Genomic DNA, 15,252 nt, shown 5'->3' with positions numbered 1-15,252 from the left:
TCGCGTGGGTGCGCCGAGTCGTGTACCGCGTCGGTGGGCTGAGTTGCGGGACGAGCTACGTGCCGCGTTGGTGGGTTGAATTGCGAGACGAGTCGCGTGCCGCGTTGGTGGGTTGAGTTGCGCGACGAGCTACGTGCCGTGTCGGTGAGTTGAGTTGCGCGACGAGTCACGTGCCGCGTTGGTGGGCCGAGTTGCGCGACGAGTCACGTGCCGCGTCGGTGGGCCGTGTTGCGCGACGAGTCACGTGCCGCGTGGGTGGGCCGTGTTGCGCGACGAGTCACGTGCCGCGTTGGTGGGCCGTGTTGCGCGACGAGCTACGTGCCGCGCCGGTGGCTTGAGCGCGGATCGAGTTACGCGCCGCGTTGGTCGTTAGAACCGCCGAGTCAGCAATTACCAAACCGCCCCTCTACTGATCCGAAGGCCTCGCTCTTTTGCCAAGCCCCAGCTTGTCCATGGCCTCATGCGCATCGATCACGATCGTGGCGATCTCGCCGACCGTGACCCGAAGTTCCGTGGCGCGCGAGCGCATGTGTTCATACGCTTCGTTTTCGCTCAACCGGTGGGCTTCGATGAGGATGCGAATCGCCCGCTCGATATGACGCCGCGCCTTGATGGCTTCCTCGAGCTTGCCGATCTTGTGGTGCAGCCGCTGCTGATAGCCCGAGGAGGCGCGCGCGAGGACGAGCGTGCTCAGAATCCCGGTGGACCGGTAGGGCTTCGTGATCACGCCGTGCGCCTGCGTATCCAGCAGCATCTTCAACGCGGTCGGATTCTCGTAATCGGACAATGCGATCAAGGTGGCTTGCGTATCGGCGGCGCTCCAGTTTCCCGCGCTGCGCGTTTCCGGGCCGACGAGAAAGAAAATCACGTCGGCATCCGCGGGCAACTGCGAAGGTAACGGCCAAAGCGCGTGGATCAGGCAACCGATCCGGCGCAACTGCTCGACCAGAACGTTGCGGTCGTCGCCGGGAGGATGGATCACCACGACGCGTAGCGTGCGCAGATCGTCGAAGAGCCGGCGAGCGCCCGTGTTCATGCCGGTTCTCCGTCGAGCCAGAATTCCGAAAAACCATACGACGTGAGATAAGGATCGGGCTTGATCGGAGCACGGCCCTCCCACACGATGTCGAACGCGCCGTCCGTCCGGCAGACGGCGATGCGCGGCGTCAGGATCGCGTGATTGTTGGCCCGGTCGATTCTCAGCATGCCCTCCGGCGAATCGAATTCGACGTCATGCACGGCCTCCACCAGCTTGGCCGTATCGAGGCTTCGGGTGCGGGCCAATGCCAGCGCAAAGAGATGCACCTGGTTGTACGCCATCTCCGACCACATGCTGGCGGGCTGGTCACCGAAGCGCGCGCGCCACGACTTCAGGAAGCGCTGGTTGCCCGCGAGGTTCAGCGTGTTCACATAGCTCGCGGAAATGATGTGGCTCGCGCACAGTTCAGGGCCGATCATTCGCGTTTCGCCCTCGGTCATCGTCAGGCTGGCGATCGGCACGCGCGCGGGGTCGATGCCATGTTCGCGATACAGGCGGTAAAAGGCGCGCGCGCCGCGGCCGATCAACGTGGAAAACACCACGTCGGGCTCGACGGCCCGGATCTGCCGCACTACCTCCTCCAGCGCCGCGGGGTCCGCGTCGCTCGGCAGATAGACTTCCTCCACGATTTCGCCGCCATGCTGCTCGACCATGTCGCGCATGATGCGGTTCGATTCGCGCGGGTAAATGTAGTCGGCGCCCACGAGGAAAAAACGGCGGCCGTGATTGCGCAGCAAATATGCGGCAAGCTGCATGCTGTTCTGGTTGGGCACGGCCCCGGTGTAGATCACGTTGGGCGAATACTCGAATCCTTCGTAAATCGAGCAATACCAGAGCAGCGCGTTGTTGCGCTCGATCACCGGCAGCACCGCCTTGCGGCTCGACGATGTGGAACAGCCGAAGATCACCGTCACGTCGTCTTCCTGCAGCATGCGCGAGGCGAGCCGGCGGTATTCGTCGGGATCGCTTTTCGGATCGTAGACAACCGGGTCGAGCATGCGCCCGTCGACGCCGCCCGCCGCGTTGACTTCCTCGATCGCGAGGGCGGTGCCGAAAAAGTGTTCCGACTCCGTCGCCGCGGTTACGCCGCTACGGGAGTACAGCACGCCGATACGCCATCCGGCGTCCGCGGGCAGCGCTCTCGCCGGCTGTTGCTTCGCCTCCATTCGATGTTCTCCTTGCATCGTTAAGTCATTCACCGCGCCGCCGGATCAATCGCAGCCGTGGCGGCTATCGCATGCTCGACGAACGCGGCGGCCTGCAGGCATGCGCGATCGTCCCACGGCCGGCAGATCACCTGCACGCCGATCGGACCGCCTCGCTCGCCCCGCAGCCCCGGCACGTTCACGCAAGGGCATCCGAGCAGCGTCCAGTTGCGATTGAACGCGGGGTCGCCCGTCGATCCGAGCCCGTCGAGCGCTTCGTCGGGCGCGCTCGGCGTCAACAAGGCGGTGACGCCGTCGAACAGTTCGGCAAGCCGCGCCTTTCCCTGCTCCATCAGGACACACGCCTCGGCGTAAGAAGCCACATCGACCGCGGCCGCGCGGTCGAGAAAACCGGCGAGCATCGGCGACAGATCGGCGCGATGGTAATCGTACTCGAAGCCGAGCGCCTGCCACGCTTCGTAACGCTGGATCGTATCGTGCGCCGCGATCAGTTCGCTCATCCACGCGCCGAAGCGCACCTGGCGCACGCGCCCGCCCGCCGCTTCGATTGCCCGCACGGCGGTGTCCAGCACGGCGCCGGCATTCGCCGACGGCTCGGTCCAAGGGTAGTTCAGCGGGACGCCGAACACCGGGCCGGCGCGGCTATCGTCCACGGCGAGCCGCCGGCCGGACAACACCTGCGCCAGGTAAGCCACGTCGCGCACGCCGGCGGCGAACAGACCCACCGTATCGAACGACCACGAGAAGCACTTCATGCCCACGGTAGGCAACATGCCGAACGTAGGCTTGAAGCCGGCAATGCCGCAAAACGACGCGGGCCGGATCGTCGAGCCGCCGGTCTGCGAGCCGATCGCGAACGGCACGATGCCGGCCGCCACCGCCGCCGCCGAGCCGGATGACGATCCGCCCGCGGTGCGTTCGAGGTCGCACGGATTGCGCGTCACGGTGGGCGCCATATAGGCGAACTCGCTCGTGACGGTCTTGCCCACGATGACCGCGCCGTTGCGCCGCAACAGCGTGACGAGCGCGGCGTCGGACTTCGGCTGATGACCTTCGTAGATCGGCGAGCCGTACCGGGTGACGAAGTCGGCGGTGTCGAAGATGTCCTTGACCGCAACCGGCATGCCCGCGAGCGGCCCTTTCGCCGCGACCGCCGCGGCCACCGCGTGCTCGCGGCGACCGACGGCCGTCATCGCTCTGACGGCCGGCTCGGCTTTCTCGATGCGCGCGAACGCTTCGAGCATGACGAGGCCGCGCTCGCGCGGGTCGTTCGCCGTGCGCTCCAGCAGATCCACGCCCGAGAGCGGCCGATAAAACGAATGTGCTGTCATCATGCCCCGAGTATCGTGAAGATCACACGCGCAAGTGTTCGAAGATCGACGCCGCCGCGGTTTCGTCCTTGGCGTCGCCGTGGTCGATGATCTCGCCCTGCTTGAGCACGGTGTACCGGTCGGCCACCTTCAACGCGAACGGAACGTTCTGCTCGATCAGCAGAAGCGTGGTGCCGTGACGGTTGCGCTCCCATAACAGCGCGTCGGCCAGCCGGTCGATCACCGACGGTTGCAAGCCCTCGGTGATTTCATCGAGCAGGATGATCGACGGACGCATCATCAGCGCCCTCGCCACCAGCAGCATCTTCTGCTCGCCCCCTGACAGCGTGCCGGCATACTGGCTCAGACGGCTCTTGAACACCGGGAAAACGGGCTCGATCTCAGCGAAGCGTTCGTCGAACACCGACACTTTGGCAAGCCCCAGGCGCAGGTTGTCGCGGATGCTGAGATCCTGGAACAACGCATGCTCCTGCGGCGCGTAGGCAATGCCCGCGCGCGCGATGCGATGCGGCGGCAGGCGCGTGATGTCTTGCCCATGCACATGCACCGCGCCGCTCTTCTTCGGCAGATAACCCATGATCGTCTTGAGCAGCGTGGTCTTGCCCATGCCGTTCTTGCCGAGCAAGGCGACGGCCTCGCTGTTGGCGACGCTCAACGACAGCTTGCGCAGCACGACCGAGGCCTTGTATCCACTCGTGACGTCCTGCAGATTCAATGCGATCTGGCTCACGAGGCCTCCTGATAGGTAGCGGCGCCGCCGGGCGCGTCGGCCTGCGCGGTTCCGGCATAGATCGTCCTGACCAGTTCCGAATTGACCACTTCGTCGAAGTTGCCTTGCATCACGATCTGCCCTTGATGCAGAACCACGATGCGGGTCGCTATCTCGGCGACGAAATCCAGATCGTGCTCGACCAGCAGGCAGCAGAGCCGATACTGATGCGCCAGCGCGGCCAGCACGTTGCCGATCTGCGTGCGCTCGGTTTTGGTGAGCCCCGCTGTCGGTTCGTCGAGCAGCACGATCCGCGGTTCGAGCGCGAGCACCATCGCCAGTTCCAGTGCCTGCTGTTCGCCGTGCGACAGATCCTTCGCCACCGCGCTCAGCTTCCGGTCGAGGCTGGTGGTGCGGACCACCTCCAGCGCATACGGCGGCAAGGCGAGCGTGGCCGACTGTCTGAAGAGCGACGGCGGCTCGATGATCGTCCCCGCGATTCGCAAGCATTCGGCCACCGTGAGCGTTTCGAAGATGTTCGCGTTCTGGAACTTGCGGCCCAGGCCGAAATGCACGCAGCGATCCGGCGGCAGTTGCCGGATATCGTGACCGCACAGCACGACCGTACCGGCGGAGCGTTCCGCGCCGTCGCTCATGCATCGCATCAGCGTGGTCTTGCCGGCGCCGTTCGGACCGATCAGGCCGACCAGCTCGCCGGCGTCGGCGTTCAGGTCGATGCCTTGCAGCACCTTGAGATTGCCGAAATGCCGGGCGACGCCCTCCATTTGCAGCGCGGGCGGAGATGCCGCCGCACGCCCATGCTCCGCCCGCATCACCCGTTCGACCAGTTCCGGTTCGGCGCCGTTGCCGCCCAGATGACGGAACGGTTTCAGAAGCAGCGGCATGAGACCTTGCGGCAGCAGGACGATCACCGCGACGAAGGCGGCGCCGAGTATCAGTTGCCACGCAAAGGGCATGAAGCCGCTGAGATAGGCCGTCCCCACGTTGATCAGCAGCGCGCCGATCACGGGCCCCCACAGCGTCCCCCGGCCGCCGAGCGCAACCCAGATGATGAGTTGCGTACCCAGCACGAAGCCGGTCAGCTCGGGCGCGACCACGCCGCTGAACGAGCCATAGCCGAAGCCCGCAAGGCCCGCGACGGCGGCGGTCGCCACCAGCAGAACGATCTTGACCCGCGACGTATTGATGCCGAGGTACGAACAGCGCGATTCGTTGTCGCGAATGGCCGCGAGCACGCGGCCGCCGTCGCTGCGCACGAATAGCCAGGCCAGCAGGGCGACAACCGCGAGCGCCGCTCCGGCGATCCAGTACCAGGCCTCCAGAGAAAGATCGAAGGTCGGGTAGCCGGTCAGCCCCGAACTCGAACCCGTCCATTCCCCACCCGAGAGCAGCAGTTGGCTGAGGACGATCGGCAAGACCAGCGACATCACCGTCGCGAAGAACGGCGAGGCGCCCCGGTAGAACGAGAGCCAGCCAAGCAGTCCGGCGACGCCCGCGCTCACCGCGACGGCCGCGCCCAGCGCCAACGCCACATAACCGGCGGAGAAGCCGCCGTGCGTGAAGACGAGGCCCGCCGCATACGCGCCGAGACCGAAGAAGGCCGATTGCCCGAACGTCAGATAGCCGGTGTATCCCCAAAGAATGTCCACCGTCACGGCGACGATCGAGAAAAAGAATGCCTGAATCAGCACGTTCAGCAGATAGGAGCCGAACAGCCACGGACCCGCGGCCATCAGCAGAACGCCGATACCGCCGAGCACGACGAGTCCCCTGCCCTGCGCGTTGCGCCGGTCGCGCACCGGCTTGCCGGTCCGTGCCGGATCACCGCCGACATGATTGAGCGATGCGTTCACTTTAGCCATGAGAGAACCCCTTCGGACGGGCACGCAGCGTGAGCGCCGCCAGCACGGCGATGGTCAACCCACCGAGCACCGGACTGACGAACGTGCTGACCAGCACCTGGCAAGCGCCGAACACGAGGCACGTGAACAGCAGGCTCAGCATCGAGTGCCCGGACACCATCACCAGCATGAAAGCGCTCACCAGCCACGGCAGCCCCATGTCGGGATCGACGCTCGACAGCGGCGTGATGAGCGTGCCCGCGAGCGAGCCCAGGGCCGCGCCGAGACTGAACGTGATGAAGCGGATACGGCCCGAGTGAATGCCGAGCCCGCGCGCCAGGTCCTCGTTCATGATCACCGCACGGGTCTTGACGCCGAAGCGGGTGCCCGTGAGCAGCGCCGTCATGAGCGCGCATAGGCCGAGCGCAACGGGTATCAGCAACAGGCGATAGGCGGAATACTCGGTCCCCGCGATGGAAAAGACGCCTTTCAGCGGTGTTTCCACGAACTGGACCTCGCGGCCGAACGCCATCACGATGATCTGTCCGATGACGATGCCGAGCCCCCACGTGGCGAGGATCGCGTCGAGCGGCCGCTTATAGAGAGGCCGCACGATCACCAGTTCGACCAGCATGCCGACCGCGGTGCCGATCACGATCGCCAGCGGCACGCCGATCCACGGATCAAGCTTCAGTTGCGTGATCACGAAGCTCGCGTACGCGCCCATCGTGAGCAACGCGCCGTGAGCGAAGTTGACGATTTTCATCACGCCGAAAATGACCATCAACCCGGCGGTCACGATGAACAGCACCGCCGCGGTTGTCAAAACATCCAATACCAGAACCATTGTCGTCTCCCATCACATCCGCCTTGGCGCCGGTCGGAACCCGCGAGCGGCGGATGTTGCATGTCTGATCGTGCTTACCTGATATTCGGGCACTGAGCGCCGGGGTCCACGTCCGGGAAAGTTTGCAGGATCTTGACCGAACCGTCTGCCTGAATCTGACCCAAACGCATCGCGAGGGGCGTATGCCGGCTTTTGCTCATCTCGACCTGACCGCGCGGGCCGTCGAAAGACACTTGATCGAGCGCCTTGATGACCTTGCCCGAGTCGGTGGAACCCGCTTTCTCGACCGCCGCCTTGTACAGGAAGAAGGCTTCGTATTGCGGCTCGGATAGCTCGTTCGGCGTTTTCACGTTCTTGCCGAACCGTTTGTCCATGGCCGCGAGAAACTTCTTGTTGCCCGACGTATCGATACTCGTCAAGTAGGAGCCGGACATGTAGATGCCGGTCGCGACGTCGCCCATGCTTCTCGCGGTGCCTTCGTCGATAGCCAGGTTGCCGTATGGCACGGCGAGCCCCGAACCCTTCAACTGTTTGGCGAGCGCCACGTTGGGCGCGCCGCCGGCCGTCGCGCTGATCAGCGCGTCGGGATGCGCCGCGCGAATCTTGGAGAGCACCGGCGTCCAGTCGGTGCCGTCGATGGGCAGATACTCTTCGCCGATCACCTTGCCGCCATGCTGCTCGATGTACTTCCTGGTGAACTGCAACATGCCGCGGCCAAACGCGTAATCGTTGCCCACCAGATAGAACGTCTTGGCGTTCTTGCTCTTGGCGAAGTAGTCGACCACCGGCGCGACCTGTTGCTCGGGTACCCAGCCGTTCACGTACATCCACGGGCTGCACGAGCGGCCTTCGTAAAACGACGTATAGATGAGCGGCTTCTTGCCGCGGGCCACGATCGGCAGGGCCGCATTGCGGGCGGCGCTGGTCTCCATCGAAATGATGGCGTCGACGTTCTTCTGGAACACCAACGTGTCGTAGGCTTTTTGCGCGCCGACCGCGCCGGACGCGTCGTCTGTGATTTCAAGCTGGATCGGGCGGCCCATGATGCCGCCGGATGCGTTGATCTCGTCGACCGCAAGCTGCGAGGACTGAACCACCGCGGGCGCGACCACGCTATTGGCGCCGGACAACCCGACTGCGACGCCGATCTTGATCGGCTCGGCGGCAAACGCGTTCATGCAGGCGCAGGCGCCGGCGAGCGCCGCGATCGTGGCAACGAGGAACTGTTTGTCGAACGGTCTCATGGCGTTTCCTTTAATGGATGGAGTGAATCGGGAAGTACATGCGGGCGCCGGTCTTTCACGCGAGACAGAAAGACCGGGCGGTGCCGAGCATCCGGCCATACACGTCGGCGCGCCGATCGCGCAACACATGATTGAACGTGTTGAGCGTGCGCCCGGAGCGCGTGCGCTTCACGTCGATCACCGCGTACAGAATTTCCTCGCGATCGACGCTGGCCGGCCCGGCCACCGGCCAGCCGTCGCCGCCGACGATCAGGCTCTGGCCGATGAACGGCTGACCGCGTTCGGTGCCGATCCGGTTCGCGCAGGCGATCGCAATGCCGTTGCTGTGCGCGGCGGCCATGGTGAGCGTCGCCGCCATCGCCGAGCGGTCGTCAGGCTGCGACGGCATGGGCACCCAGTTCGTCGGCACGCAGACAATGTCCGCGCCTTGCATGGCCGCCAGCCGATAGGTCTCGGGAAACCATCCGTCGTAGCAGATCGCGATCGCGATGCGCCCGAGCGGCGTGCCGAACACCGGCACACCGCGGTCCCCCGCCTCGAAGAACAGGTTTTCGTTATTCCAGAGATGCAGCTTGCGGTACACGCCGATGTAACCCGAAGGACCCGTGAAGAGCGCCGAGTTATACAGACGCTTGCCGGCCCGTTCCGCGATACCGGTGACGAGATGAATGCCGAGACGCTGCGCCGTGTCGGCGAAGATGCGAGCGGTTTCTCCATCGGGCAGCGCTTCCGCCAGCGCGAAAGCCTCCTCGCGATTCGCAAAGGCGTAACCGGTGTTCGCCAACTCGGGCAAGACCACGAGCGATGCGCCGTTTCTCGCGGCGGTTTCGATGTGCCGGATCGCTCGTGCCACGTTATCGCGCTTCGCGCCGACATGCGGCTCCATCTGCACGCATGCGATCACGAGACTTTGAAGCTCAGGTTTTGCGGGGTCGTGCAACATCGCTTTTCTTCTCCCAAAACAAAAAGCCCCCTCACTAGCGTTGGACGCAAGTTCGGGGGCTGCATAGCCTTCCATGTGTGGCACGGCAACGTTGCCGTGGTGTCGCCGGAAAATCATGGCGACTGATTCGGGGTGAATTTATGAAACCAAATTCTCGATGTCAAGAGATTTGGGCAGCTTATAGGGAAAGTACTTCTCTCCAGCTCTCTCAAGCCGCGACGCCGGGACCGTGGAGCCCCGGCATCCGAATCAACTCACAGTTTGCGCGTGACGCGCGATTACAGCAATTCCTGGTGCAGCGGCGAATTCACCGGCAACGTACCGCCGTGACGCACGACGAGCTTCTGCGTCGCGAGAATCGCCGATGCGATTGCGCCGCTCGCGAACCCGCCCTCGTAGGTGAGCTTCTCGCCCATCGGAATCACGCCGTCGTCGTGCCGTTCCGTGAGGAAGCCATAGAGCCGGCGGCTGTTTTCCAGATCGCCCGGTGCGTCCATCTTGAAGGCGGCCCAGACATGCCGCTCTTCCGCCCAGTTCGTGTAGAAGAAGCGGTCGCGATTCGCTTCCACGAGATCGGCGAGCTTGCCGATCTTCTGGTACTCGGGATTGTCCGGCTCACGTGACGCGACGCTGCGCAACAGCTTGATGAATCCGTCTCGCCGATCCTCGACGGTCATCCCCACCGCCTTGTCCGCATTCTTTCCTTGCGCGTACTCGGAATACACCGCACCCGTACCGTCGGGCTGCAGCATCATGTAGACCTGTTGATTGAACTCGTCCGTCTGGATGTTCGCCGGCAATTCGTCGGCCCGGATACTGCCGACCGCGATCCCGAATCCCGCCTTGGTGGCGGACACCAGGTTGGCGTTTTTCAGCGCTGCGACGAATTCATCCGGCAACATCGGCTCCGTGCCTGGCGCGGGCGCATGCAGACCGAGCCGGAGCGCCTCACGCGGACTGCCGGAGAAGAGCAGTTCGTCGTAGACCTTTTCGTCGGTCTTGCCGGTTGTTTTGTCGAGCACCGACACGCGGTACTTGCCATCGACTTTCCTGATCTCGGTGACTTCGGTATTGAGCTTGATGACCTGCTTGTCCTCGAGCGACCCCACGCCTTCGGGCAGCCCCTCGCGGTCCGCGACGAGCTTGTAAAGCGGTGCATCGGCGCCCTCCTTCAGCCCCACGTGATCCTTCAGACGGCCGTCGCTGACGAAGCGCGCTTCCTCGAGAAAGCCGATGTCCGAATAGCCTTTGTATCCGCCCACGCCGATGCCGACCGCACCGAACGTTTGCCATTCCTCCTCGCTCCATTCGATGCCCTGTTCGGCCAGCAACTGGTCCACGCCGGAGCGGAACGAGTGGCTGTCGAAATCCTTCTTCGCCTTGTCCCAGAGTCTGCGGACCTCGGCCGTGTCGCCCGCCTTGCGCGCCTCGTCGATCGGCTTGAAGAAGGGGTCGATCATCGCGCGCTGGATGTCGTGCGCGACCTTGCGCATGACGGGATCGTCGGCCTGCTGGCCGGGCTGAACCGTGGCCACCTTGCCGCCGAGCAGATAGGTGATCGGCACGCCCGGCGAACCCGGATTGGGAAACGGCTCGAATTCGAGGCCGTAGTGTTCGGCCAAACCCCAGTACGCGTTGTTCCGATCCCGGTGGAAACGCATGCCGCCCGGATGAAAGGGCGTCGAAATTCCCTCCCAGTGTTTCGCCGCGATCCGTCCGCCGATCTGGCCCGCCTGTTCGAGCACCTCGATGTTCTTGATGCCGGCCCGGTTGGCCAGGTCCGCCGCCATGATCCCTGCGGGCCCCCCGCCGACGATACCGATGCTGATGTCCTTCTCGCCTTCGGGCAGTTCGCCGACCACACGGTTGGTCCGTTCGAGGAAACCCCGATAGTCGACCTGGTGATCCACCGGCATCGACGCACTCACGTCGGCGAAGCGATCATCGAGCAGCGCCTTCAGACGAGGCTCCGCGTCGACGACTTGCATCGGCGCCGTCAGCGCCTGCTCCGCTTCGGGCGTGCACGAGCCAAGCAGACGCGCGGCTTGCTCCGGCTTCATGTTGACGGCCATGTGGTCGAGCCAGTCGCGCACCGGCGTGCGCGGCAGATCCTGCGACGCCGCGCGCGTGGTGTCGCCGAGCAATGCCGCCTGCTCCGTGCCCAGCGAGTTGAGCACGTCGCCTTTTTCGGCCTCGCACAACGCGAGCCACATCGTCGTGATTTCCATATGCAGCTGGTTGCGCTCCCGCCCTTCTCCCAGCGTGCCCAGCAAGTTCAGATTCTTCGTGACGGCGGGCGCGAGCTTCTCGCGGTCGGCCCGCGGCCATTGGCCGACCGGCTCGCTGAAATCGCAGCCGATGGCCTGCGGCGTGAGTGGCGGCAGCGCACGGCCGCTGGTTTTCAGAGTCGGGTCGCGAAGCAGCGCGTCTGAGTTGCCCGCTTTCAGATAGCTCCCCATGAGCGCCTGGCCGTAGGGCCATTTGTCCGTGATCACCGGCCGTGTCGCCTGCGCGCCCTGGCTTGACGAGGCGGGCGGCGGCTGGCGCGGACGGTCGGCGGCGGAGCCTTCTGCTGGACCCGCTTTGCGCCTTTCGGCGGGCCCCGGCATGCCCGGAGGCACTTGCCGCGGCGAGGCGGCCGGCGGTGGAGGTTCCGCTGCAACGTCGCCGAGCGGCGGTATGTCGGGGTTGTTACCGGGGGTGGACGAGCTTGGATTGACGTTCATGTTGGCGATGTCCCTCGTGGGTTGTCTCGTGAGTTATGTCGAACAAAAGCAATCGATCGTTATGAGAACAGGCGAGCGCTCGGCGATAACCGTCACCCCGGAAGAATCGACACGCTATGCGAAACGCCGCACGCTCGTGCTGGCCCGGCCGCGCTTCAAATTACGCGCTTCAAATTACTTTCGAAGCTGCCGTCTTATTTTCGGAAAGGCATTGCGCCGTGGGTCCAGCACTTTCCAGACGGTGCACGTCTTCGGTGCGTCGGATTCGTCGCCCACTACCGAAGATTGGAGAGAAGAGATGAAACGCCTGAATCGATGTGCCGCTTTGCTCACCGCTACCCTGGTAGCGCTGACGTTCGCCACGCATGGCGCGGCCACGTTCGCCGCCACCGCTGCGCGCGGCGCGGCGACGCCCTGCGAGGCCCAGACGGGCAGCGCGCAATCCTCGCCGGGCCCGCTGACGCTGCTGGTCGATCCGCCCGAGGGCGGCACGTTGCGGCTCACCTATGTGCCGCTCGATGGATGGAAGCTCGACACCGCGAACGGCGCATCCACGCAGGCCGAAGGCCGCGTGTCGCCCGTGGGCGCATCGCGTCTCAAGGAAAAGCGTGCCGCGAGCGAGCCGATGACCGTGTTCATCGACGGCCCGAGCGGCTTTGCCTACGTCTGGACACAGGACCGCGGATGGAAATTCACCGGCCGCGTCACCGACCGGATTCGATGAGCGGCGCGCGAACGAGCAACACGACGGGAGTCGCGTGAAGCGTCGCGCGTTTTATCATGCAGGCTCATGCCTGCTTTGGCCGCGCTTCGGCCACGCTTCGGCCACTATCGACTCCACGCCCATGCCTTCTTCGATCAGAAACTCGCTCGTCTGGATCTTCGACGCATTCGAGCGCGATGCAACCTACCTTCGCAAGCGAATGTTCGGCTCCGATGCCGCGTATATCGACGGCCAGTTGTGTCTGGTCGCCGCCGATCGCGCCAAGCCCTGGAACGGCTTGCTCGTATGCACATCGCAAGAACGCCACGCCGCGCTCATCAACGACATGCCCGCGTTGCGGCCGCATCCGGTGTTGCGCAAATGGCTCTATGTGCCGCAAGACGATCCGGCGTTCGAGTCGATCGCGGACCATCTGACCAAGCTCGTGCTCGCGCGCGATCCGCGCGTGGGCGTCGAGCCCAGGCCGCGCAAGTCGAGATTCAAGGCGTGAAGCGATGAGCTGGGCCGTTGCGGGCCGTCGCCCTTCAGCCGTGCTCGGCGCCCGGCAACGCCGCATTCAACACCAGGGCGAGCAGGCCGACCACGATGAGGCTGGAGGCCCAGAACGCATCCAGGTTGAACCAGCTTCGTGAGACGAACTTCAGCCCGAGATAGCGGTAGACCAGCCAGGCGATCAGCCCGCCGACCACGATCATCGCGGCGGCATGCACGCCGGAGACCGCGAGCGCCATCGTCAGATTACTCTGCATCAACGCCTGCGCGGCGCGGTGCCCGCGATCGATGTCGTCAGCGCGGCACAGGCCGAGGTAGACCGGCACGAGCATGAGTCCCGCGCCGTGCGCGATGGCGACCGCGAAGGACCACAGCGCGAGCCGCGACGGCGGAATTCGCGCAAGCACGCGCGGATGACGCCGCCAGATCAGCAGGCCCACGCCGAAGCCGATGACGAGCACGCTCGCGCCGATCTGAATCTCGCGTTGCCACGCGAGCAGCATCGCGAGCATGGCGAACGGCAGCATCACGAGGAACATCGCCAGCACGTGCCCGGCCGCGAGATACAGCAGCGTGGCGAGCAGCGCGCGGGCGCGCCGCTCCATCAAGCCGCTCGACACCGCGAGCGGCCACCCCATCGCCGGATTGACGCCGTGATAGAGACCGCTCGCCACCACGGCCAGCCACAGGCCGGCCTGCGGCCAGCTATTCGCCATCAAGTACCCACCGACGGATAACAGAACGAATCGGTCGAGCAGTCGCCGCCTTCGAGCCGGATCTGATGAGCCCGGTAGCCGTCGGGAAAGTTCACCCAGTATTCTTCGGCCAGCGCGAGGCCGCCGCCGGGTTCGGCGCGCGCCATCACTTGCGCCGCGGGCACGCCGTTCGGATAGAACTGGTCGTCCCACGTGGAGTACAGCGAATTGGTCCAGTAGACGCGCTTGCCGTCGCGGCTGATCTCGACCATCTGCGGGCCGCCCGCGAAGGTCTTGCCGTTCGGGTGCGGCGCGCGCCGCACGATCCCGCCGATGCGAACCGAACCCGCGAGCTTCGGCTTGCGCGGCTCCGTCACGTCGTATTGACGCATCTCGCCGGTTCCCCAGCAGGCGACGTACAGAAACTTGTCGTCGATCGACAGATCGATATCGGTGACGAGCGGCGGCACCGCGCCGAAGCCTTGCAGCAACGGTGGAAGCTCGTCCGCGGCCGCCGGCTCGGGCGGAATCGTCGCGGTCTTTTCGATGTGGAATTGCCCGTCCTCGCGCCACCACGTCCAGATCGAGCCTTCCAGGTTGGTCGTGTCGACCACGACGCCGATGAAGCCATATTCGCGGCTGGGGTCATGCGCGGGCCGCACTTCCAGCGCCATCTGATGATTCGCGCCGAGATCGATGGTCTGCACGTTGCGGCGCGCGCGCAGGTCCCAGAAGTGAATGCGGTGCCCGTATTTGTTCGACAGCAGATCCTCGGGCACGATGCCGTTCTCGAATTGCGGCGGCAACGCCCACTCGCTCGACACCATGTAGTCGCGCGGCAGATTCCACCAGAAATCGTAGTGTTTCTCCTGCGGCCCTCGATCGATCTCCCAGCGGCCGAGCACGTCGAACGTCTCGCAGTCCATGATGAAGATGCCGGGCGGGCCGTCGGTGCCGTCCTTTCCGCCGCCGCCGAGCGTGCTGACATAAATGCCTTCGGGACCGCAATGAACCGTGTGCGGACGCGAGTAGCCCGTCTTGCGAAAGATCTCCTCCGGTTCGATGATCTTGTGGATTCGCGCCTGGGTCGGATGAGGCTTGGTGTCCACGATATAGATGCGCGAGGAACGCATGCCCGGAATGATCAGGTAGCGCCGTTCGAGGAAAGCGTGGCCCGTTAGCGGGGACAGCGCCGACGAGCAAGCATTCCATCCGAAGTGGTGGAATTCGTCGCCCTTGTTCGGCATGGGCACCGTATGCACCACCTGGCTGTAAGTGGGCGAATCCGGCTTCACGTCGAGGACGGCGAGCATGTCCGGCTGCGAGAAGTCGGGACTCAGCAACACCGTGTAGGCGTAGTCTTCCGCCGGCGCATCCATCGCGAGTTTCGGCGATGCGTGGAACGTGGGATCTGGGCGCATGGAGCACCTTGGAGTGAATGAATGATCGAGGGTGGCCGCGCGCGGCGGCGACG

The 15,252-nt window shown here is 64.7% G+C and carries 13 protein-coding genes; 2 read left to right on the top strand and 11 right to left on the bottom strand.

Annotated elements, in window-relative coordinates:
- Nucleotides 1–406 precede the first annotated feature (406 nt).
- From CUJ90_RS30845 to CUJ90_RS30805, 9 genes are all read right to left on the bottom strand, one after another.
- Complete coding sequence (locus CUJ90_RS30845) at nt 407–1,036, bottom strand: ANTAR domain-containing response regulator (RefSeq protein ID WP_073428355.1); 630 nt, start codon at nt 1,034–1,036, stop codon at nt 407–409.
- A complete protein-coding gene (locus tag CUJ90_RS30840; protein WP_073428356.1) occupies nt 1,033–2,205 on the bottom strand; it encodes a transporter substrate-binding domain-containing protein in 1,173 nt (390 codons plus the stop codon). The genes CUJ90_RS30845 and CUJ90_RS30840 overlap by 4 nt, the downstream gene beginning before the upstream one ends.
- Before the next feature lie 29 nt (nt 2,206–2,234).
- Nucleotides 2,235–3,539 (bottom strand): amidase, encoded by a 1,305-nt coding sequence (locus tag CUJ90_RS30835; RefSeq protein ID WP_083082340.1) that lies wholly within the window; start codon nt 3,537–3,539, stop codon nt 2,235–2,237.
- Between the two features lie 19 nt (nt 3,540–3,558).
- Complete coding sequence (locus CUJ90_RS30830; protein WP_073428358.1) at nt 3,559–4,266, bottom strand: branched-chain amino acid ABC transporter ATP-binding protein; 708 nt, start codon at nt 4,264–4,266, stop codon at nt 3,559–3,561.
- Nucleotides 4,263–6,128: an ABC transporter permease subunit gene (locus CUJ90_RS30825; RefSeq protein WP_073428359.1), complete on the bottom strand. Its 1,866-nt coding sequence runs from the start codon at nt 6,126–6,128 to the stop codon at nt 4,263–4,265. The genes CUJ90_RS30830 and CUJ90_RS30825 overlap by 4 nt, the downstream gene beginning before the upstream one ends.
- Entirely contained in the window at nt 6,121–6,954 is an 834-nt protein-coding gene (locus CUJ90_RS30820; protein WP_073428360.1) for a branched-chain amino acid ABC transporter permease, read from the bottom strand. Before CUJ90_RS30820 ends, CUJ90_RS30825 begins: the two co-directional genes overlap by 8 nt.
- A 74-nt stretch (nt 6,955–7,028) precedes the next feature.
- The gene (locus tag CUJ90_RS30815) at nt 7,029–8,198 is read right to left on the bottom strand and encodes a substrate-binding protein (protein WP_073428361.1); all 1,170 of its coding nucleotides are present in this window, start codon (nt 8,196–8,198) and stop codon (nt 7,029–7,031) included.
- A 55-nt stretch (nt 8,199–8,253) separates the two neighbouring features.
- Entirely contained in the window at nt 8,254–9,141 is an 888-nt protein-coding gene (locus CUJ90_RS30810; protein WP_073428362.1) for a nitrilase family protein, read from the bottom strand.
- Between the two features lie 278 nt (nt 9,142–9,419).
- Nucleotides 9,420–11,636: a flavin monoamine oxidase family protein gene (locus CUJ90_RS30805; RefSeq protein ID WP_244220082.1), complete on the bottom strand. Its 2,217-nt coding sequence runs from the start codon at nt 11,634–11,636 to the stop codon at nt 9,420–9,422.
- Here CUJ90_RS30805 and CUJ90_RS33525 point away from each other — a divergent pair.
- Entirely contained in the window at nt 11,623–12,591 is a 969-nt protein-coding gene (locus CUJ90_RS33525) for a hypothetical protein (protein WP_244220081.1), read from the top strand. The two genes, CUJ90_RS30805 and CUJ90_RS33525, sit on opposite strands and share 14 nt — an antisense overlap.
- Nucleotides 12,592–12,712: 121 nt before the next feature.
- Complete coding sequence (locus CUJ90_RS30795) at nt 12,713–13,081, top strand: hypothetical protein (protein ID WP_073428484.1); 369 nt, start codon at nt 12,713–12,715, stop codon at nt 13,079–13,081.
- Between the two features lie 34 nt (nt 13,082–13,115).
- On the opposite strand, the gene CUJ90_RS30790 is transcribed toward CUJ90_RS30795, so the two are convergent.
- Together CUJ90_RS30790 and CUJ90_RS30785 are read right to left on the bottom strand one after the other, a co-directional pair.
- A complete protein-coding gene (locus CUJ90_RS30790) occupies nt 13,116–13,799 on the bottom strand; it encodes a hypothetical protein (RefSeq protein WP_073428364.1) in 684 nt (227 codons plus the stop codon).
- Nucleotides 13,799–15,199 (bottom strand): selenium-binding protein SBP56-related protein, encoded by a 1,401-nt coding sequence (locus tag CUJ90_RS30785; protein ID WP_073428365.1) that lies wholly within the window; start codon nt 15,197–15,199, stop codon nt 13,799–13,801. Before CUJ90_RS30785 ends, CUJ90_RS30790 begins: the two co-directional genes overlap by 1 nt.
- Nucleotides 15,200–15,252: the final 53 nt, after the last annotated feature.

The organism is Paraburkholderia terricola, from assembly GCF_003330825.1.
GTDB classification, from domain to species: Bacteria; Pseudomonadota; Gammaproteobacteria; order Burkholderiales; family Burkholderiaceae; genus Paraburkholderia; species Paraburkholderia terricola.
Note: the sequence above shows the minus strand (reverse complement) of the source record. Positions and strands in the feature narration are given on the sequence as shown.